At 66.6% G+C, this 20,089-nt stretch carries 20 protein-coding genes (1 of these 20 only partly in view); 12 read left to right on the forward strand and 8 right to left on the reverse strand.

Annotated elements, in window-relative coordinates; genetic code table 11:
* The first annotated feature begins 42 nt into the window (after positions 1 to 42).
* Positions 43 to 558, forward strand: coding sequence for a Dps family protein (locus tag AC1DT7_RS19565; protein WP_478037859.1), 516 nt, complete (start codon positions 43 to 45; stop codon positions 556 to 558).
* 250 nt (positions 559 to 808) lie between these two features.
* On the opposite strand, the gene AC1DT7_RS19570 is transcribed toward AC1DT7_RS19565, so the two are convergent.
* The 4 genes from AC1DT7_RS19570 to AC1DT7_RS19585 all read right to left on the reverse strand — a co-directional run bounded on the left by AC1DT7_RS19570 (position 809) and on the right by AC1DT7_RS19585 (position 4,179).
* On the reverse strand, positions 809 to 1,174 hold the full coding sequence (locus AC1DT7_RS19570) for a response regulator transcription factor (RefSeq protein ID WP_478037860.1): 366 nt from the start codon (positions 1,172 to 1,174) through the stop codon (positions 809 to 811).
* 82 nt (positions 1,175 to 1,256) lie between these two features.
* Complete coding sequence (locus AC1DT7_RS19575) at positions 1,257 to 1,898, reverse strand: response regulator transcription factor (protein ID WP_478037861.1); 642 nt, start codon at positions 1,896 to 1,898, stop codon at positions 1,257 to 1,259.
* Positions 1,895 to 3,412 carry a sensor histidine kinase gene (locus AC1DT7_RS19580; protein WP_478037862.1) on the reverse strand — a complete coding sequence of 506 codons (1,518 nt, stop codon included), beginning with the start codon at positions 3,410 to 3,412 and terminating at the stop codon, positions 1,895 to 1,897. The genes AC1DT7_RS19575 and AC1DT7_RS19580 overlap by 4 nt, the downstream gene beginning before the upstream one ends.
* 98 nt (positions 3,413 to 3,510) lie before the next feature.
* The gene (locus AC1DT7_RS19585) at positions 3,511 to 4,179 is read right to left on the reverse strand and encodes a sensor histidine kinase (RefSeq protein WP_478037863.1); all 669 of its coding nucleotides are present in this window, start codon (positions 4,177 to 4,179) and stop codon (positions 3,511 to 3,513) included.
* A gap of 169 nt (positions 4,180 to 4,348) precedes the next feature.
* On the opposite strand from AC1DT7_RS19585, the gene AC1DT7_RS19590 reads away from it, so the two are divergent.
* The gene (locus AC1DT7_RS19590) at positions 4,349 to 5,119 is read left to right on the forward strand and encodes an alpha/beta fold hydrolase (protein ID WP_478037864.1); all 771 of its coding nucleotides are present in this window, start codon (positions 4,349 to 4,351) and stop codon (positions 5,117 to 5,119) included.
* A 106-nt stretch (positions 5,120 to 5,225) separates the two neighbouring features.
* Here AC1DT7_RS19590 and AC1DT7_RS19595 read toward each other — a convergent pair whose 3' ends face one another.
* Positions 5,226 to 6,188: an SDR family NAD(P)-dependent oxidoreductase gene (locus AC1DT7_RS19595; protein WP_478037865.1), complete on the reverse strand. Its 963-nt coding sequence runs from the start codon at positions 6,186 to 6,188 to the stop codon at positions 5,226 to 5,228.
* Between the two features lie 84 nt (positions 6,189 to 6,272).
* Between AC1DT7_RS19595 and AC1DT7_RS19600 the strand changes: the two genes are divergently transcribed.
* Together AC1DT7_RS19600 and AC1DT7_RS19605 are read left to right on the forward strand one after the other, a co-directional pair.
* Positions 6,273 to 7,247: an AraC family transcriptional regulator gene (locus AC1DT7_RS19600; RefSeq protein WP_478037866.1), complete on the forward strand. Its 975-nt coding sequence runs from the start codon at positions 6,273 to 6,275 to the stop codon at positions 7,245 to 7,247.
* Between the two features lie 93 nt (positions 7,248 to 7,340).
* A complete protein-coding gene (locus tag AC1DT7_RS19605) occupies positions 7,341 to 7,811 on the forward strand; it encodes a hypothetical protein (RefSeq protein WP_478037867.1) in 471 nt (156 codons plus the stop codon).
* Between the two features lie 79 nt (positions 7,812 to 7,890).
* On the opposite strand, the gene AC1DT7_RS19610 is transcribed toward AC1DT7_RS19605, so the two are convergent.
* A complete protein-coding gene (locus tag AC1DT7_RS19610; protein WP_478037868.1) occupies positions 7,891 to 8,517 on the reverse strand; it encodes a DUF1345 domain-containing protein in 627 nt (208 codons plus the stop codon).
* A gap of 92 nt (positions 8,518 to 8,609) precedes the next feature.
* Between AC1DT7_RS19610 and hisS the strand changes: the two genes are divergently transcribed.
* The 7 genes from hisS to AC1DT7_RS19645 all read left to right on the forward strand — a co-directional run bounded on the left by hisS (position 8,610) and on the right by AC1DT7_RS19645 (position 17,797).
* On the forward strand, positions 8,610 to 9,857 hold the full coding sequence (gene hisS / locus AC1DT7_RS19615) for a histidine--tRNA ligase (protein ID WP_478037869.1): 1,248 nt from the start codon (positions 8,610 to 8,612) through the stop codon (positions 9,855 to 9,857).
* Positions 9,857 to 10,930 (forward strand): peptide chain release factor 1, encoded by a 1,074-nt coding sequence (prfA, locus tag AC1DT7_RS19620; protein ID WP_478037870.1) that lies wholly within the window; start codon positions 9,857 to 9,859, stop codon positions 10,928 to 10,930. Before hisS ends, prfA begins: the two co-directional genes overlap by 1 nt.
* 75 nt (positions 10,931 to 11,005) lie before the next feature.
* The gene (gene prmC / locus AC1DT7_RS19625) at positions 11,006 to 11,863 is read left to right on the forward strand and encodes a peptide chain release factor N(5)-glutamine methyltransferase (protein ID WP_478037871.1); all 858 of its coding nucleotides are present in this window, start codon (positions 11,006 to 11,008) and stop codon (positions 11,861 to 11,863) included.
* 253 nt (positions 11,864 to 12,116) lie between these two features.
* Entirely contained in the window at positions 12,117 to 13,073 is a 957-nt protein-coding gene (locus AC1DT7_RS19630) for a DUF4167 domain-containing protein (RefSeq protein ID WP_478037872.1), read from the forward strand.
* A 142-nt stretch (positions 13,074 to 13,215) separates the two neighbouring features.
* A complete protein-coding gene (locus AC1DT7_RS19635) occupies positions 13,216 to 14,619 on the forward strand; it encodes a DUF4139 domain-containing protein (RefSeq protein WP_478037873.1) in 1,404 nt (467 codons plus the stop codon).
* A 2-nt stretch (positions 14,620 to 14,621) separates the two neighbouring features.
* Positions 14,622 to 16,217 carry a DUF4139 domain-containing protein gene (locus AC1DT7_RS19640; protein ID WP_478037874.1) on the forward strand — a complete coding sequence of 532 codons (1,596 nt, stop codon included), beginning with the start codon at positions 14,622 to 14,624 and terminating at the stop codon, positions 16,215 to 16,217.
* Positions 16,217 to 17,797, forward strand: coding sequence for a DUF4139 domain-containing protein (locus tag AC1DT7_RS19645; protein ID WP_478037875.1), 1,581 nt, complete (start codon positions 16,217 to 16,219; stop codon positions 17,795 to 17,797). The genes AC1DT7_RS19640 and AC1DT7_RS19645 overlap by 1 nt, the downstream gene beginning before the upstream one ends.
* Here AC1DT7_RS19645 and AC1DT7_RS19650 read toward each other — a convergent pair.
* Complete coding sequence (locus AC1DT7_RS19650) at positions 17,794 to 18,108, reverse strand: hypothetical protein (RefSeq protein WP_478037876.1); 315 nt, start codon at positions 18,106 to 18,108, stop codon at positions 17,794 to 17,796. The two genes, AC1DT7_RS19645 and AC1DT7_RS19650, sit on opposite strands and share 4 nt — an antisense overlap.
* 82 nt (positions 18,109 to 18,190) lie before the next feature.
* Between AC1DT7_RS19650 and AC1DT7_RS19655 the strand changes: the two genes are divergently transcribed.
* Entirely contained in the window at positions 18,191 to 18,619 is a 429-nt protein-coding gene (locus tag AC1DT7_RS19655) for a CBS domain-containing protein (RefSeq protein ID WP_478037877.1), read from the forward strand.
* Positions 18,620 to 18,724: 105 nt separating this feature from the next.
* On the opposite strand, the gene AC1DT7_RS19660 is transcribed toward AC1DT7_RS19655, so the two are convergent.
* Positions 18,725 to 20,089, reverse strand: the 3' portion of a protein-coding gene (locus AC1DT7_RS19660; protein WP_478037878.1) for a lipopolysaccharide biosynthesis protein. 117 nt of this gene lie beyond the right edge of the window; the window shows 1,365 of its 1,482 coding nt (coding positions 118-1,482); the start codon falls outside the window, past its right edge; it ends in the stop codon at positions 18,725 to 18,727.

Here is a 20,089-nt window from a genome sequence, read left to right on the forward strand (position 1 = left end):
GAGGAGCCGAAGGGGATGCCCCCGACTTCGAGGAGACGCATGATGACCAGCCCGACCATCGCCGAACGCTTCCTGGCCACCCCGACCGATCTCGGCGCGGACGCGACGCGCGATATCTCCGCGGGACTCGCGGGCCTGCTGGCCGACGTGTTCGCGCTCTACCTGAAGACCAAGAATTTCCACTGGCACATGAGCGGGCCGAACTTCCGCGACTATCATTTGCTGCTCGACGAGCAGGGCGACCAGATCTTCGCGATGACCGATGCGATCGCCGAGCGGGCGCGCAAGATCGGCGGGACGACGATCCGCTCGATCTCCGACATCGCCGGACGCCAGCGCATCCTCGACAACAATGCCGATTATGTCGATCCGCAGGACATGCTGGCCGAGCTGCACGGCGACAACAAGCAGCTCGTCGCCGAGATGCGCCGGGTACACGAGCTGTGCGACGAATATTCGGATGTCGCGACCGCCAGCGTGCTCGAAGTCTGGATCGACGAGACCGAGCGCCGCAGCTGGTTCCTGTATGAGAGTTGCCGGTCCCCAGTTTCCCGCTGAGGGACGGCCGCGGCGGCGCGTTCCTCCTCCCCCAGTCCGGGGCGCGTCGCCGCGATAGTATCGGATCGAAACGTGGTGGCGGCGGGCCTGGCTCGCCGCCGTTTTTCGTCTGGGCTGGGTGAACCTGGCCGGGAGAAACGCTTTCTCCCCGTTCGCCCTGAGCTTGTCGAAGGGCTGTCCTTCTTTTCGACGCTGGAAAGAAAGAACAGTGCTTCGACAAGCTCAGCACGAACGGGGAGAGGGATGCCCTTTAAACGGCAGCCCGCTCGATCGCATCCAGCAGCATGTCGGGGTCGATCGGCTTGGACAGGAATGCCGCCGCCCCCGCGCGAATTGCCTGGTCGCGCGCCGCGTCGGTCGGATAGGCGGTCATCACGATCAGCGGGTTCTGCCAGCCGCGACGGATGATCTCGGCCTGGAGCTCCAGACCGGTCATGCCGGGCATGTGCAGGTCGGTGACGATGCAGGCGATCCGGCGCTCAAGCCCGCAGTCAAGCAGTGCAGCACCGCTGGCAAAGGATTGCGGGACCAGCCCGGCCGAGCGCATCAGGCTGTCGAGGCTGCCCCGCACGCCCGGATCGTCGTCGACGATCGCGATGAGAGAGGCTGCGTTCACGATGATACTCCAGATACTGTAACGGCTTAACGGCCGGGGCTGCCCTTTAGATGCGCCTCGCCGGTGCCGCCCGCCATTATACTCAGGCGTTAAACCGGTGGATCGACTCGTCGCGCACGCCGAGTTGCTCGGCCATGCGCACCAGGTCGGCGAGCGACTGCGCCTCCATCTTGCGCATCACGTTGCCGCGGTGGATCTTCACCGTGATCTCCGACAATTCCATTCGGCCGGCGACCTGCTTGTTCATCAGGCCGGTGACGACAAGCCCCATGACCTCGCTCTCGCGCGGGGTGAGGGTCGCATAGAGCTGTTTCAGCCGCTCGGTGCCGGCCGATTCGGCGCGGCGGTCGCGGTCGCGCTCGACCGCGGCGGCGACCGCTTCGAGCATCTGGTCCTCGCTGAACGGCTTGGGCAGGAAGTCGACCGCGCCCGCCTTCATCGCGCGCACCGTCATCGGGATGTCGCCATGCCCGGTGATCAGGATGACGGGGAGATGGATCCCACGCGCGGCAAGACCTTCCTGGAAATCGAGCCCGTTCTCGCCCTTCAGCCTGATGTCGAGCACCAGGCAGGAGGGGAGGCCGGGTACGCCGGCGGCGAGGAAGGAGGCGGTCGTGTCATAGAGCGCGACCTGCCACCCGACCGAGCGGAACAGGCTGCCGAGCGAGCCCCGCACATCATCGTCATCGTCGATAACGCATACACAGCCCTGGTCGATGGTCATGCCGCTGCCCTTTCGTCTTCGGCGACTGGCAGGCGGAAGCGGAAGCTCGCGCCGCCCTCTGAATGGTTGCCGGCCGTCAAGGTGCCGCCATGCTGCTCGACGATCGAGCGGCAGATCGAGAGGCCCATGCCCATGCCGTCCTTCTTGGTAGTGAAAAAGGGGCGGAACAGCGCCTCTGGATCGTCGGCGATGCCGGGGCCGCAATCGCGCACCGAAACGGTCACGCCGGCGCCGTCGCTCAAGGCGTCGAGGCAGAGGTCGCGGCGGTCGTGCGGGTTCTGCGCCATCGCCTGTTCGGCATTGAGCATCAGGTTCATCAGCACCTGCTGGATCTGCACCCGGTCGCCCGTCACCTCGGGGAGGCCGGCCGGAATATCGGCGTGGACGACGACATGGTTCGCCTGGAAATCGCGGTCGAGGAGTGCGGTCGTCTCCTCGATCAGCGCGGCGAGATCGATCCGGCTATGGTTCGGCTCGGCGCGTCGGGCGAGGTTGCGGATACGCTCGATCACGTTCGCGGCGCGGGTGCCATTGGAGGCGATATGGTCGAGACAGTCCGACACTTCCGACGCGCCGGGCGCCTCGCGCGCCAGCCAGCGCTTGCCCGATTTGGCATAGGTAATGATCGCCGACAGCGGCTGGTTGACCTCATGCGCGATGGAGGCGGCGAGCTGGCCGAGCGTGGTGACGCGCGCGACATGGGTCAGCTCGGCCTGGGCCTGGGCGAAACTGGCCTGGGCGCGGTTCCGCTCGGTCACGTCGAGCGCCATCACCAGCACGCGCGACCAGCCCTGATTGTCCTGCGGCAGGGTCACGCGTAGCACGACGTCGACGATCTCGCCCGACAGGGTGCGGAATTGCGATTCTTCCTCGATCCACAGCTCTCCGCGCATCAGCGCATTGAAGATGCGGATCAGCGCGGCCTCGCCGACGGGCGTGTAATGCTGGAAAATGCCGCCGGCGATGAACGTGTCGCGGTCGGGCTGGCCGAACAGGAGCGCGGCGGCGAGATTGGCGTCGCGCAGCCGCGCGCCGCGGACCACGCGTTCCAATATCTCCTGATCGGCCTCGCGCCCACCCTGCAGCAGAGCAAAGGCAGGAGACCAGTCCGATTCCCAGATCGGGAAGCCGGCGGCGTTGAAGATGGTGCGATAGCGTTTCTCGGAACGCTGGCGTGCTTCGATGTCGGATAAATGCCGCGCCGACAGGATGGTGGTGATGCCGATCGCCACCAGGCTGACGGCGAGGCGCATGGCCGGGGAACCGAGCGGCTCGGCCCAATGGCTCACGACATAGCCGGTGATGGAGAGCTGCACGCCGATCAGGCCAGCGGCGATGACCAGTTTCCGGTCGTTGCTGCGCGCCGTGATCAGGATGACGGTGGTATAGAGCACGGCAACCGCGCCCTGGAGCGGGCTCAATATGTCGAGGGCGAAGATTGCGAAGGCCAGCAGCAGCGCTGCCGCCAGGCGCAGGCGGGCGGCCAGCCGCCTTCCCTCCCTGTCTCCGCGCATCATCGACTCCCGCCAGTGCCGTGGCCACCCCGACCAGACGGCGCCCACGCTGGACGAGAGGCTGGACGAGCGCAACACTTCCGTGGATCGGCAGCGGGTCATCGATTTCCGACGCAGAGCTCGAAGCAGGTGCCGGGTCGGGCGTCGAGCCATGCACGGTGCCCGCCGAGCCGGGTGGCCATCATGTCGACAAGACGGCCGCCGAGACCGGTGCCCCTGGCGGCGGCATTGGGGTCGCGCCCCTGGCCGCGGTCCTGCACTTCGAGCAGATAACCGCCGCGCGTCGTGGGGCGCAGCGTGACGCTGACCACGCCGGAAACACCTGGCGCATACGCATATTTGAAAGCGTTGGTGACGATCTCCGACACGATGATGCCGATCGAGGTGGCTTCATGGGCCGCCACCATCACGCCCGCCGCATGCACGATGACGAAGCGGCCGGCCTCAGTGTCGGCGACGCTCTGTTCGAGCTCGCTGCCGAGTTCGTCGAGATAGGTGGCCAGATTCACCAGCGCGTCTTCGTGCGACCGGTAGAGCTGACGATGGACGCCGGCGATCGCGCCGATGCGGCGGAGCGTCATGTCGAACGCCGCGGCAGCCGCCGGATCCTGAATGCCGCGCGCTTCGGCCGAGACCAGGGCGGAGAGCAGTTGCAGGCTGTTGGCGACGCGGTGGTTGATCTCGTCGGCGCTGCTCGGCTCGGGAGCTGGCGGCAGGACGGTCACTCGGGCGTTCTGCGCAACGCGGTCGATCGTCGTCATCATCATGGCTGTCCCTCCGTGCAGCCTGTTGCTGCCATGGATCGCAGTGATCACCGATCGCCGCCGGACGGGCCATCATACGGTGGTTTAGGGTTGGGCCACCCGTTTGTATGATGGCACCGGCCCTTTGCGCGGCAGATATCCGATCGCTCTTCATGCCAACAGGAGCGAAGCCATGATGGATCGCCGGACTTTCACCATGACCCTGGGTGCCGCCGTGGCGAGCGCTGTACTCGCGCCGGTCGCTCGTGCTGCCACACCCGAGGTCCGCAACGTCGTACTGGTGCACGGTGCCTATGCAGACGGATCGAGCTGGAGCGCGGTGATCCCGCTGCTCCAGGCGGCGGGCATGCGGGTGACCGCGGTGCAGAACCCGCTGACCTCGCTGGCCGACGATGTCGCCGCGACCCGGCGCGCCCTGGCGTTGCAGGATGGGCCGGTCATCCTGGCGGGGCATAGCTATGCCGGGATGGTGATCAGCGAAGCGGGTGTCGATCCCAAGGTCGCCGGCCTGGTCTATGTCGCGGCACGGGCGCCCGATGCGGGGGAGGATTATCCGGCACTGACGAAGAAATTCCCGACGGCACCGGCATCGCTCGGGCTGACCCATGCCGGCGGTTTCGCGCAGCTGAGCGAGGAGGCGTTCCTGCGCGACTTCGCCAATGGCGTCGATCCGGTGCGGGCTCGCGCGCTCTATGCGGTGCAGGGCCCGATCGCCGACACGCTGTTCGACAGCCGCACCACCCAGGCGGCATGGCGCAGCAAGCCGAGCTTCTATGCGGTGTCGCGGAACGACCGCACGACCAATCCCGACCTGGAGCGCTTTCTCGCGCGGCGGATGAAGGCGACGACCATCGAGCTCGATTCAGGTCATTTATCGCTCGTCACCCATCCGCGCGAGATTGCCGGACTGATCCTGCGCGCCGCCAGGGGCGGCGCGGCCTAACCCAGATTCGCCCAATCCCCGTCGTCACCCGGAAAAGGTCAGGCATGACGGAGGAGAGGGCAGGGCCTCATGATAGTCTCCCGATTTTGATGCCGGCGACGGCGGTTCAGAACCGCTCGCCGACCATTTCCTCGCTCTTCGCCCAGAGCGCCCGGGCATGGTCGGCGTCGAGCGCATAGGGACGCACGCCACCGCGAAGACCCTCGCCCTCGACGATCTCGGCGACGTGACAATCCTCGCAATAGGTGCCGCCGACCTCTTCGGGGCTGGCGACGATCGCCGCCCAGACCGAGGTTGCGGCACCCTGCGGGATGGTCTTGAAGCGGAAGGGGGCGCCGCCTGCTGCTTCCTGGTTTTCGTTGATCGACTTGATCAGCGCATCCATCGAGTCCTGGGTCATGTGACGGCCCAGTTCGGTCTGGATGCCGCCGGGATGGACGGCTGCCGCGCGGATGCCCTGTTCCTCGTGGCGCCGGTCGAACTCGACCGCGAACAGGATGTTTGCGGTCTTGGAGCGGCCATAGGCGACGAATTCGTCATAGGGGGTATGCTCGAAATTGGGGTCGTCGAGATCGACATCGGCGAAGCGATGGCCGGCCGAGGACAGGTTCACCAGCCGCCCGCCCGGATTGATCAGCGAGGCGATCCGGTTGACCAGCACGAAATGGCCGAGATGGTTGGTGCCGAACTGAGTCTCGAAGCCGTCGGCAGTGATGCCCTTGGGCGTTGCCATCACGCCGGCATTGGCGATCACGACGTCGAAGCGGCGGCCATCGGCGACCAGCGCATCGGCGCAGGCGCGCACGCTGGAAAGGCTGGCGAGGTCGAGCTCGACCAGTTCGAGGCCGCCGCCATTGGCCGCCTGCTCGCGGACGATTCCGGTTGCGCGCTGTGCCTTGTCGAGATCGCGGGCGGTGCCGATCACCTGCGCACCGTGCGCCGCGAGGACACGCGCCGTCTCGACGCCCAGACCGGCCGATACGCCCGTCACAAGGATACGCTTGCCGCGCAGGGATACGCCGTCGAGCACCTCGTCAGTGGTCGTGGTATCGTCGAAATTGCTGCTCATGGGGAATCTCCTCGATGGGGAAGGCTTGCGGCCCATCATCTGGTCGCGGCACTTGCGATCCGCGCGCCCGATCGTGTCGAGTTCTTGCCTGATACTATCAGCCGGCCGCATCCGGGCCTGGCCGGCGCTTGTTTCGCGCGGCGCGCGTGCCATCTTGCCGTCATGCAGGAACAGCTCGATCGGTTATGCGCCCTTGCGCTCAGGCATCATGACGACGGCCGGCGTGGCGGGGTGATCCCTGGCCTCGCCATGCATGTCAGCGGTGCGCCGACCGGCTCGATGCCCGGCATGTACGAACCGATGATCTGCATCGTGCTCCAGGGTGCTAAACAGGTCATGATCGGCGATCGCATGATTCATTACGGCGCGGGCGACCAGCTGATCGCGTCGATCGACCTGCCGGTGACAGGCTGCGTCGTCGAGGCGAGCGCGACCAGGCCCTATATCGTGGTCAGCATGATGCTGAACCGGGAAGCGGCGACCGCGCTCCTGTCCGAGATGCCGCCCCGCGCGGAGGAACAGACCATGGGATTTGCGGTCGGCACGGTGACGCCGCGCCTGCTCGACGGATGGGCCCGGCTGCTCGGATTGCTGGAGACGCCGGAGGATGTGCCGGTGCTCGCGCCGATGATGGAGCGGGAGATTCTCTATCGCATCCTGCAGGGCCCGCAGGGCGGCATGCTACGCCAGGCGGCGATGGCGGACAGTCGCCTGTCACAGGTGCGCGCCGCAATCAGCTGGATCCGGACGCATTTCGACAAGCCGCTCCGCATCGAGGCGGTGGCCGAGATCGCGGGCATGAGCCCGGCCTCGTTCCATCGCCATTTCAAGGCGGCGACGGCGATGAGCCCGCTGCAATATCAGAAATCGCTCCGCCTCCAACAGGCGCGGCGCCTGTTGATCGCGAGCGCCGATGCCTCGCGCGCCGCCTATTCGGTCGGCTATGAAAGCGCGTCGCAGTTCAGCCGGGAATATGCACGCATGTTCGGCTGTCCGCCGACTCGCGACGCGGAACGGCTGCGCGGGCAGGGCCTTATCGAGGTCGCCGACGCGGCATGAAAGTGGCATATCGGCAGAATAACGCGGCTATGGCGTCAGCCGTATCACCGCGCTAGGGTCAAGATTATATATCCTATAGGAGCGGTTTGGGTGATGATCAGCGTATATCGGTCGGCGGCGCTTTCGGCCGCTCTGGTTCTCGGCGGTGCCATGGCAGTGCCGGCGCAGGCGCAGGATTGCCGGTCGATCGCCGACCCTGCCCAGCGTCTCGCCTGTTATGACCGGCAGCAAGGTGCACCTGCTGCAACCCCCGCGCCCGCAGCCGAACCGGCCCCACCCGAGCCCAACCGTACCGGCCTGCGCGAGGCAAAGGCACCCAAGGTCAAGGCGCCCGAGACCAACACGACGAAGTCGGGCTTCAGCAGCACGATCACCAGCATCTCGCCGCTGAGCTTCGGCCTGTACGAGCTTCAGCTGGCGGACGGCAGCGTATGGAGCACGACCACCAGCAGCGGCCGCCGGCCCGTGGTGGGCGATGCCGTGACCTATCGCCGCAGCATGCTCGGCGCGCATTATTTCGACATCAAGGGCCAGCGCCCGGTATCGGTGCGCCGCGAGCGCTGAGAGGTTCGTTACTTCTCCTCGTTCGCCCTCAGCCCGAACGGTATGGGATTGGCCCCGATCGAACTGGCCTTGGAGCCCCTCACCCGCCGAGCACGTTGATCGAAAACGCCAGCACGCCGATGTTGAAGACAAAGGCGGCCAGGCAGTGGCCGATCACCACGCGCCGGATGCCGGGCGAGGTGATCTGGCAGTCCGATGTCTGGAAAGTCATGCCCAGCGTGAAGCTGAAATAGACGAAGTCCCAGTAATCGGGCTCTTTCGTCTCCGGAATGTCGATTCCGCCCGCATCGCGTCCGCCATCGGCGCGCGAATAGAACAGATGCGCATAGTGCAACGCATAGACGGTGTTGGAGAACAGCCAGGCCAGCACCAATGTGGTGACCAGCAGGGCGGTGGTGAGCGGGCTGCCCTTGCCGCTCATCATCTCGCTGGCGACGGAAACCAGCACGACAAGCGACACCAGGGCGGTCAGTGCGAGCAGCAGGGCGCGGTTGGCGTCATTGTCCTTCGCACGCTGGCGCATCTCGTCGGCCCGGTTGCGCAACAGGGGGGCGACGATCGCCAGGAACAGGGCGCTGGCGATGTCGAATGCGGCCATGGTGCCGCGGCCGCTGCCCAGGCGTGGGATCAGCAGCGCGAGGCCGGCCCCGAACACCAATACGAAGGCGACGAAACGGGCCGGCGCGATCTTCCTGCCGAGCTGCATGGCGTCATCCTCATTAAGACACGCGTGTGGTTCGACGCGCATTATCCAAAGGCTAGCGCTTGACGCCGCCCTCGCATAGATAGCGCGCCTTTATGGCCCGCATCGAAACCCCCAAACGCATCCGCGGCACGCAGGATATCTTCGGCGACGAACAACGGCGCTTCGCGCGCGTGCTCGCGGCATTCGATCATGTCCGGCGGCTCTATGCCTTTCAGCGCGTCGACGTACCGGTGTTCGAATCGACATCGGTGTTCGCCCGCTCGCTCGGCGAGACGACCGACGTCGTCTCCAAGGAGATGTACACGTTCGAGGATCGCGGCGGCGATTCCCTGACGCTGCGGCCCGAATTCACCGCGGGCATCGCGCGCGCCTATCTGACCGAGGGCTGGCAGCAATATGCGCCGCTGAAGCTGGCGACCGCGGGGCCGGTCTTTCGCTATGAGCGACCGCAAAAGGGGCGTTTCCGCCAGTTTCATCAGATCGATGCCGAGATCATCGGTGCGGCCGAACCGGCGGCGGATGTCGAGCTGCTGGTGCTCGCCGATCAGCTGCTGCACGAGCTGGGCATATCCGACGGGGTCACGCTTCAGCTCAACACGCTTGGGGACGCGGAAACGCGCGATGCCTGGCGGGCGGCGCTGATTACCCATTTTGGGCAGCATCGCGGCGATCTGTCTGCGGAAAGTCAAGATCGGCTTGAGCGCAATCCGCTACGTATCCTGGACAGCAAGGATCCCAAGGACCGACCGATCGCCGACGCAGCGCCCGATATCGACGCCTATCTCACGAGCGAGGCCGGTGCGTTCTTCGAGAGTGTGACCAGGGGCCTCGATGCGGCCGGCGTCGCCTGGACGCGCAATGCGCGGCTGGTGCGCGGCCTCGATTATTATCGGCACACCGCGTTCGAGTTCGTCACCGACCGGCTCGGCGCGCAGGGCACGGTGCTGGCCGGCGGGCGCTATGACGGGCTGATTGGCGCGCTCGGCGGCAACGAGACGCCGGGCGTGGGCTGGGCGGCTGGTGTCGAACGTCTGGCGATGCTGCTCGACGAGCCGGCGGCCGAGCGGATCGATGCCGTGATCGTGCCGATGGGCGAGGCCGCCGAAGGGCGCGCGACCGGCATCCTCGCCGATTTGCGCCGCGCGGGGATCGCCGCCGACATGGCCTTCAAGGGCAATATGAAGCGTCGCCTCGCCAAGGCCGATGCGCAGGGTGCGCGCTTTGCGATCATCATCGGCGACAACGAACTGGCCAAGGGCGCGGCAGCGGTGAAGTCGCTTGGCGACGGTTCGCAGCGTGAAGTGCCGTTCGGCGATCTTGCGCGGATGCTGGGCGCCTGATGTCGACGATCTCGCTGGAACGGATCGCGCAGATCGAGGCGCGACGCGACGAGTTGCAGGCGCTGATGGCGACCGGCGACCTCCCGTCCGACCGTTTCGTCGCCGTCTCCAAGGAATATGCCGAGCTCGAGCCCGTTGCGCGGGCGGCGGGCGAGGTGCGGCGGCTGCGTGCCGAGCTTCTGGTGCTGGCGAGTATGGAGACGGAAGCCGATCCGGAGATTCGCGTAATGGCGCGCGAGGAGATCGAGGCGATCCGCGAGACGCTGCCGCTTGCCGAGCGCGGCCTTGCCCTGTCGCTGCTGCCGCGCGACGCCGCCGACGAGCGCGCCGCGATGCTCGAAATCCGCGCCGGGACGGGCGGGGACGAAGCGGCGCTGTTCGCCGGCGACCTGTTCCGCATGTACCAGCGCTATGCCGAATCGCAGGGCTGGAAGGTCGACCTGATCTCGGCCTCGTCGTCCGAATCGGGCGGCTTCAAGGAAGCGATCGCCTCGGTCGAGGGCAAGGGCGTGTTCGCCAAGCTGAAGTTCGAAAGCGGCGTGCACCGCGTACAGCGCGTGCCGGTCACCGAGGCGGGCGGGCGCATCCACACCTCTGCCGCGACCGTTGCCGTGCTGCCCGAGGCGGAGGAGGTCGACGTCAAGATCGACGACAAGGACCTTCGCATCGACATCTACCGGTCGTCCGGGCCGGGGGGGCAATCGGTCAACACCACCGATTCGGCAGTGCGCATCGTGCATATCCCGACCGGCCTCGTCGTGATCCAGCAGGACGAGAAATCGCAGCACAAGAACAAGGCCAAGGCGATGAAGGTGCTGCGCACCCGCCTGTACGAGCTCGAGCGCGACCGCCTGCACACCGAACGGGCCGGCGCGCGCAAGTCGATGGTCGGATCGGGCGACCGTTCGGAGCGGATCCGCACCTATAATTTTCCGCAGGGGCGGGTGACCGATCACCGGATCAACCTGACGCTTCACCGCCTGCCTGAGATCCTGCAGGGTGAGCTGGACGAACTGATCGGCGCGCTGATCGCCGAGGACGAGGCTGAGAGACTGGCGTCGCTGGATGGCTAACTCCTTCTCCCTCTCCCGCTTGCGGGAGGGGGCSGGGGGGTGGGCGCCCGGCCAAACACGAGCGGACCGTTCGCGGTGAGCGCGAGCCCACCCCTCAATCCCCTCCCGCAAGCGGGAGGGGAGGTAAGAAGAGCGCTCGCTGAAGCCGCCACGTCCCTCGCCAGCGTTTCCCAAACCCCGCGCCTCGACGCTGAGCTCCTGATGGCCCATGCCCTAGGCATCGGCCGCGAAGCACTCCTGCTGAAGCGTCTCGACGACTCGGCGCCGGGCGGCTTCACCGCTCTCGTCGCCCGCCGCCTGAATCACGAGCCGATCGCCTACATCACCGGAACCCGTGCCTTCTGGACGATCGACCTGCAGGTCGGCCCCGGCGCGCTCGTTCCCCGTGCCGACAGCGAGACGCTGATCGAGGCGGCAGTCAAGCATTTCGGCAACCGCGCCCCAGCGACGATCCTGGACCTCGGAACCGGTCCGGGCACGCTGCTGCTGGCCGCGCTCGACCAATGGCCCGACGCGAGCGGGCTCGGCGTGGATGCGTCCGACGTTGCGCTTGGCATGGCGAAGGCCAATGCCGAGCGGCTCGGCATGGCTGAGCGTGCGCGTTTCGAGCCAGGCAACTGGGCCGACGGGATCGACGGTCAATTCGATCTGATCCTCGCCAATCCGCCCTATATCGGCACGAGCGAGATACTGCCCGCCGAAGTGCGCGACCATGAGCCGGTGTCGGCGCTGTTCGCCGGTCCCGATGGCCTTGACGATTATCGCCACATCGCGCCCCAGCTCCCGCGGCTGATGGCGCCCGGCGGTGCCGCGATCCTGGAGATCGGGTCGACCCAGGCCGGTGCCGTAACCGCCCTGCTCGTCGCGCAGGGCCTCTCGGTGTCGCTGCGTCACGACCTCGGGGACAACCCGCGGGCGCTCGTCGCGACTTGAATCAGCATAAAAACGTCACAATATTCTGCTTGGAGATTGGCCCGCCAGCCGCTATTGAACGGGGCAGGGGCACGCGTTTTCATCATAACCGGTTGAAAACGGGCTGTTGCCCGCCTCCTTCGTCATGAAGTCGCTGCCGTCCGGCGACCGTGGCAGGCTCGTTTCGCCGATGGGCGGCGCGCGAGCCAAGGGGCTTGCATCCACATTTCTGGGGCACGACCGGGTTGGTTACGAACGACAGGACACACAAGATTTGATCAATAATCGTCAGGCCGGCCGCCGTCGCGGCCGTGGCGGGCAGCAGCAGCGCCCGCAGGGAAATTCGGGCCGTCAGGATAACGGCAACCGCATCGACAATCGTGCGCGTGGCAATGCCGCGCAACTGCTAGAGAAATACAAGACTCTCGCACGCGACGCGCAGATGCAGGGTGATCGCGTCAACACCGAATATTATCTGCAGTTCGCTGATCATTATTTCCGCGTGCTTGCCGAGACCCGGTCGCGCTTCGAGGAGAACCGGCGCCAGAATGGCGGCGCGGCGTTCGACGAGGACGAGCAGGAATATGACGAGGACGGCGAGCCGATCGTCCGCGAGCAGAATGCGCGCGACCCCCGTCAGGGCAATGGCAATGGCAATGGCAATGGGCAGGACCGCGATCGTGATCGCGGCCAGGACCGTGGCAATGAAGGCCAGAACGGCAACCAGGCCGGCCAGTATGACGAGGAGCGTCCGCGCTCGCGTAACGGCAATGCTGACCGAGGGGCCGACCGGGCCGAGCGCAACGGCAATAGCAACGGCAACACCTATGGTGATGGCGGCAATGGCCGTTACGCCCGCGAGGATCGCGGCGACCGCCCCGAGCGCAACGGCCCCGAGCGCAACGGCAATGAGCGCAACGGCAACGACCGTGGCGATCGCGGCAACCGAGGCGAGGACCGCGGCAATCGCGCTGCCCCTGTCGCCGACGAGGAAGTCCGCCAGGAAGCACCGGCGCAGGAAGCGGCTCCCGTGGCCGAGGTCGTCGCCGAGCGTCCGCGCCGCGGCCGGCCGCCCCGTCGCCCGGTGGAGGAAGCTCCGGCGATGTTCGAGGCCAATCTGCTGCCGCCGTCGCTGACCATCTCCGCCGTGACGACCGAGGAAGAGCCGGTCGAAAAGCCCAAGCGCCGTCGTGGCCGCCCGCCAGCGAGCGAGACGACGACGGCCGGCTGATCCCGGTTCCGAGTGATATGGAGGCCGGTCCCGCGACAGTGGGGCCGGTCTTCTTCATTCCCTCCCCGTGCCGGGAAGGATTCGAGATTGACGCCACCCGGCGCTTGGTTAGAATGATACTTCATAACATGGGAGGACGGGGATGCGGTTCTGGACGTTGCTGGCGCTGACGGCGCTGCCCACCGCGGCGGTCGCGCAGACGACACCGGCCCCAACGCCAGTCTTGCCGACCGGGCCCACCGCGCAGGGCGACATATCGGTCACCATCTACCAGAACGGCCAGTCGCTGGTGCAGGATATCCGCCAGCTGGATCTGCCCGCGGGCCGTACGCGGCAGGAATTCCCCGACGTCTCGGCGCAGATCCGGTCGGAGACGGTGACGCTGGGCGGGCCGGGCATCGGTATCGTCGAGCAGAATTTCGATTTCGACCTGCTTTCCCCGGACAAGTTGATGGAGAAGGCGGTCGGATCGGTCGTCACCATCGTCCGTACCAACCCGGCGACAGGCGCCGAGACGCGCGAGCAGGCGAAGGTGCTCGCGGCCAATGGCGGCATCGTGCTGCAGATCGGCAACCGGATCGAGGTGCTGCGCGACGACGGGCTGCCGGTACGCGTGGTGTTCGACAAGGTGCCGGAGAATCTGCGCGCGCGGCCGACCCTGTCGGTCACGCTCCAGGCGGCGCGCGCCGGGCGGGTGCCCACGACGCTTTCCTATCTGACGCCGGGGCTCGGCTGGACCAGCGACTATGTCATGCTGTTCGACGAGGGGAAGGGTGCGATCGACGTGCAGGGCTGGGTCACGCTGACCAACAGCACCGGCACGACCTACAGCAATGCCAATGTGCTGCTGGTCGCAGGCAATCCCGATCGCGGTGCCGGCGGTTTCTCGCGGCTCACCCGCGGCGCGATCGAGGAAGCCGGCACCGAGACGGGCACGCGCGAACGGCTCGGCGACTATTATCTCTATCCGCTGAGCGAGCGCACGACGATCGCCAATGCGCAGCAGAAACAGGTCAGTTTCCTCGACGTGAAGGGGGCGCCGGCCCGCAAGGCCTATGAATGGACTAATGGCTGGCTGGCCACCTCCGCCGAACCACGCAGTGCGGCGACCGTGCTGAAATTCTCGACCTCGAAGAGTGGCGGGCTGGGCGATCAGCTCCCGGCCGGGGTGATCCGGGTCTATATGAAGGACGTGCGGGGCGATCCGCAGTTCATCGGCGAGAACCGCATCCCGGCGACGCCGATGGGATCGCAGATGTCGATCCGCACCGGCGACGCCTTCGACGTGAAGGGCACGGCGGCGGTCGTCGAGCGCAAGCGCCTGTCGTCGAGCCGCTGGCGCACGACGATGCGCTACGACTTCACCAATGCCCGGCCGGAACAGGTGACGGTCGACCTCGCGCAGGACGGGCTATGGGGTGACGTACGCCTGGTCGAACAGGCGATCATCGGGGAGCGCGTGTCGGCCGACCGGATGGAATGGAAGGTGCCGGTGCCGGCCAACGGCAAGGCGTCGCTGAGCGTGGTGTTCGACACCCGGTACTGACGATGCGGCGCATCGCCCTTCCGATGATGCTTATCGCCGGGTTGCCTTTAGCCGGGCCCGCGACGGCGCAGGCGATGGTGCAATCCGACCGGATCGATTCGGTGTCGGTGACGCTCTACCGCGAGCCGGGCCGGGGCGAGGGGGCGATCCGACCCGGCTGGCCCGGCGGCTATGCATTGATTACCGAGACGCGGACGATCAGCGTGCCGGCCGGCCGATCCGTCATCCGGTTCGAGGGTGTGGCCGAAGGCATGATGCCCGAAAGCGCGATCGTCACCGGGCTGCCCCGGCCGGCGAACGAGAAGAATCGCGATGCACGGCTCCTGTCGCCGGCCTCGCTGGTCGATGCCTATCTGAAGCGAAGGGTGACCATCACCCGGACCAGCCGCGCGACCGGCAAGGAGACGACCGAGGATGCCGTCATCCAGTCCGGCCCCGGCGGTGGCGTATTGCTGACCACCAAGGCCGGGGTCGAGGCGCTGTCCTGTTCCGGCCTGCCCGAGTCGCTATCCTACCCGGGCGTGCCCGACGGGCTTTCCGCCAAGCCCACTTTGTCGGTGACGACCGACACCGCCAAGGCGACGCGGGCGACGATCCAGCTTTCCTATCTGGCGCAGGGTTTCGACTGGTCGGCCAATTATGTCGCGCGCGTGGCCGATGACGGAAAGACGCTCGACCTGTTCGCCTGGCTGACGGTCGCGAATGGCGGCAGCCAGGGTTTTGCCGGTGCCCATACCCAGGCGGTCGCCGGCGGCCTTCACCGCGAAAATGCGGCGCCCCTTCCCGCGGGGCCGCCGCCCGAGCTGCGCCTGCAATGCTGGCCGATGGACATTACCAGCACCTATCCGAAATGGAGCATCGAGCGGCCGCCGCCGCCGCAGATGGTCATCGACGAAGGCTATACGGCGAATATCGTCGTCAAGGCATCGCGACGGGACAGGATGATGATGGCGCCGCCGATGATGGTAGCCCCAGCCCCGCCGCCCACACCGGAGCCGGTGATGATGGCGCAGCAGGAGGAACTGGGCGATCTGAAGCTCTACCGCGTCCCCGAACCGGTCACCGTCGCTGCGCTCAGCCGCAAGCAGGTGGCGATGATCGATCGCAAGGGCGTGACATTCGACCGCATCTATACGGGCTATTTCAACGGCTCGCTCTACAGCCCGCCTTTCTCCATGCCGAGCCAGCCGGCCGGGCTGGTCCTGCGCACCGAGAACAAGGAGGCGAAAGGGCTGGGGCTGCCACTGCCCGCAGGTGGCGTCGCGGTGTTCGAAACGGCCGGCGGTGCGTCGATGCTGGTCGGCGAGAGCGGCCTGAAGGATCTCGCGATCGGCGACGAGGTCGAACTCCGCGCCGGCGCCAGCCCCGATCTGCGTTATGTGACGACGGCTCTGCCGCGCGTCGCGGGCAAGGCGCCCTTCACGATCCGCGTCACCAATGCCCGGGCGACGCCCGAGACGTTCGAGCTTCCCCTGACTCTCAAGATAGGGACGTCGAGCGCGCCGCTGATCGAGCGCAAGGGCGGCAAGGTCTGGCGCACGACCGTGCCGGCCAATGGTAGCGCGGTGCTGGACGTGACCTTCGACACAAGGCCGTGATGCGGTCCGTCGGCGTCCTGATCGCGATGGCCGCCGCCTTTGCCGCGTCGTCTGCCGGAGCGCAGGCCATCGTCGAATCGGACCATGTCGAATCGGTGTCGGTCACCCTTTACCGCGATCCCGGCCGCAGTCAGGGCGCGATCACGCAGGCCTGGCCCGGCGGCTATGCGCTCATCACGGAGACACGCACCATCAATGTGCCCGCCGGCCGGTCGGTCATCCGGTTCGAGGGCGTGTCGGAAGGCATGCTGCCTGAAAGCGCGATCGTCACCGGCCTGCCACGCCAGGTGAACGAGAAGAATCGCGACGCCCGGTTGCTGTCGCCGGCGGCACTGGTCGACGCCTATCTCAAGCGCAGGGTGACCCTGCGTCGCACCAATCGCCGGACCGGGGTGAGCCGGACGGAGGAGGCGATCATCCAGTCGGGCCCCGGCAGCGGCGTGCTGCTGACCACAGCTGAAGGTGTCGAGGCGTTGTCCTGTTCGGGTCTGCCCGAATCGCTTTCCTATGCTGCCGTGCCCGCCGATCTCTCGGCGAAACCGACCCTGTCGGTCGTCACCGACAGCGCGGCGGCGGTGACCGCGACGGTGCAGCTTTCCTATCTGGCTCAGGGGTTCGACTGGACGACCAATTATGTCGCGCGGCTGAGCGAGGACGGGACATCGCTCGATCTGTTCGCCTGGCTGACCGTCGCCAATGGCGGCAGCCAGGGTTTCGCCGATGCCCATACCCAGGCGGTCGCAGGGGCGCCGAACAAGGTAGCCAATGCGATATTGCCCAAGGGGCCGCCGCCCGAGCTTCATCTGCAATGCTGGCCGATGGATATCACCAGCACCCATCCTCGTTTGGGCATCCGCCGCGGGGGCCAGCTCGGCTTGGTGGCTGAGTCGCTATCAGTGATGGACGCCCAGGACATCGTCGTGACCGGTTCGTCGCTGCGGCGCTCCTCCTTCAGTTCCCCGGTGGCAGTCAGCGTGGTGACGGCGGTGCAGGAGGAACTGGGCGACCTGAAGCTCTATCGGATTCCCGAACGGGTCACGGTCGCCGCGCGCAGCCGCAAGCAGGTGGCTATGATCAATCGCGAGGGCGTGCGCTTCGAGCGGATCCACACCGGCGCGTTCGAGGAATTCGACTATGACCGGGAGGATGAGCGCGAGAGCGAGCCGTCCGGGGTCGTGCTGCGGACGGAGAATCGCGAGGCGAAGGGACTCGGCCTGCCCTTGCCGGCCGGGGGTGTCGCGCTGTTCGAGCCCGTGGACGGCGCCCCTTTGCTCGTCGCCGAAAGCACCCTCAAGGACCGGGCGATCGGCGACGAGGTCGAGATAGGCGCCGGAGAGAGCCGCGACGTCCGCTACACGATCGTCGCGCGGCCATGGTCCGGGCGGCGCAAGCCCTATAGCGTCAGCGTGAGCAATGCCCGAGCCACACCGGAGATCTTCGAGCTGCCGATCCCCTACAAGATCGCCTCGGCGAGCGAGACGCTGATCGAGCGCAAGGGCGTGAAGACCTGGCGCGTGACGGTGCCGCCCAATGGCGCGGCGACGCTGAGGTTAGCGCTGGCGCTGGAAGCCGGGAATTAGGGCCGGTCGTGTTTCGGGCCGACGGGCTCTTCATAGTCGCGGGCATCGACCGATTCGTCATGGCCAGTGCCTGAGCTCAGGAACACCAGCCCCATCAGGGCGGAGGCCATCAGCACCGATCCCCCGATGCCGCCGATCGCCGCCGCGACTGCGACCCAGGAGAGCGGGCCGTATAGATATTGCAGGCCGAACACGGCGGCGAGCCCGCAGAGAAGCGAGAACAGGGTCATCCAGCCGAGCAGCCGGCGATAGCGGCGCCAGGCAAATGCCGCCTGTTCGGGGTTATCGAGTCCTGAAGGGCGTTCGCTCATGCTTCCCATATGGCCGTAAACGTGGAATCCTCAAGCGCCTCAGGGACTCGGGGAACACGGGTCGCGGACGAGGAGATGGACCATGACGATAGCAGCGATCCTGGCCGGCAAGGGACGCGACGTGATCTCGATCACCGCGCATCAGAATCTGGGTGAGGCGGTGGCGTTGCTCGCCGAGCGGCGAATCGGCGCGGTGCCGGTGATGGATGAAGGCCAGGTGGTTGGCATCTTCTCGGAACGCGACGTGATTCATGCGCTGAGTAGTCAGGGGGCCGAGGCGCTCGGCCGCAAGGTGGGAGAGGTGATGACCTCGCCCGCGATCACCGTCAGCCCGTCCGAAGCCGTGATCGGTGCGCTGTCGCTGATGACTCGGCGGCGCATCCGCCATCTGCCGGTGGTCGAGGGTGGTCGGGTGATCGGCGTGGTCTCGATCGGCGATCTCGTCAAATACCGAATCGACCGGATCGAGGCCGATGCCGAGGCGATGCGGAGCTATATCCAGTCGGCTTAGGCCGCATCGATATCCATATTGCCCGCCGGAGCGGTTCTGCGCGACTCAGCTACGGCTTTCCGCAATCACGGTCTCGAGCGCGATTCGTCACGGATTCTTCGGGAATCACGCCGGAAGCGGCTGCTTCCTGACGATCGCGATCAGTTCGCGGATCAGGCTGCGCGCGAAGATCAGCAGCCAGCCGGTATAGACCAGCCCGCCGGTCGCCATGAGGATCGCGAGGCGCGGGACCGGGTGGAGCGGCGGCAGAATATCGTCGACCAGCACCACGGCCAGCGCCATGCCGAGCGCGGCGAGCAGGGCGGGCGCGATCGCATTGGCCAGGGCGCCGATATTGGTGCCGATCACCGGCAGCGACCGCCAGAGGCTGATGCCGAGATAGATCGGATAGGCGACGATCCACGCCATTGCGAGGCCACTCGGACCCCAGTTGACCCCGACCAGGAAGCCGGCCGCGAGGACCAGCGATCCGATCGCGCCGTTGCGTACGCCGATTCCCGGGCGGCCGCGGGCGTCGCACGCCGGCTGGAGCAGGACCTGAAGGGTCATGAACGGCATGGCCAGTGCGAGCAGATGCACGACGGGAATCGTCTCGGCCCATTTGTCGCCGAGCACGGTCAGCACCAGCGGCTCGGCCGTGGCAGCGAGGCCGAAATAGAAGGGCAGGGCGGCGATCATGATGATTCGCACGCTGCGCGTGAACGCCGTCGCCACTGCCTGGGTATCGTGCTGGATCCGCGCATAGGCGGAAAAGGCCACTTCGTTCAGCGGCGGCACGAATTTCGACACGAAGATCTGGGTGAGGAACAGGCTGGTCGTGTAGATGCCCAGCATGTGCGGGCTGAAATGCCGGCCGGCGATGAACACGTCGGCTTGGCTCTGGAAGAACCAGAAGAGCTGGCCGGCGGCCATCACGCCTCCGTACTTGGCCAGGCTCCCCGCGCCGCGGAAATCGAAGCTTGGCCATACCAGCGACTTCGCCGCGATCGTCATGCCGACCGCGCGCACGCTGAACAGTACGAGAGGGGCCAGCACCAGCGTCCATACGCCAAGGCCGGCGAGCGCACCGGCAAGCGCTGCACTGGCGCTGGCGATCGACGCGAGGATGTTGACCCGGGCCTGAAGGCGGAAGTCCATCGTGCGGGACAGAAGCGCATAGGGCAGCGCGATGAACGGGGTGGTGAGATAGAGCAGTGCCTGCACGCGCAGCAGGTGCATCACGATATCCTGCCGGTAATAGGCAGCAGCCAGCGGGGCGAGCAGGAACTGGGCGGCGCCCAGCCCGAAGTTCAGCAGCACCAGCATGCCGAAGAGCTGGCGAATCTCCTTTTTGCCGATCTCCGGCTGCTGGATGAGTCCGCTCGCCAGGCCATAGCCGTTGAGCATGTTGAGCAGGACGAGAATCACCTGGGTCATTGCGAACAGACCGTAATCGTGGGGATCGAGGATCCGAATCACGAGGAAGGTGGC

Source organism: Sphingomonas sp. P3_C6 (assembly GCF_056402595.1).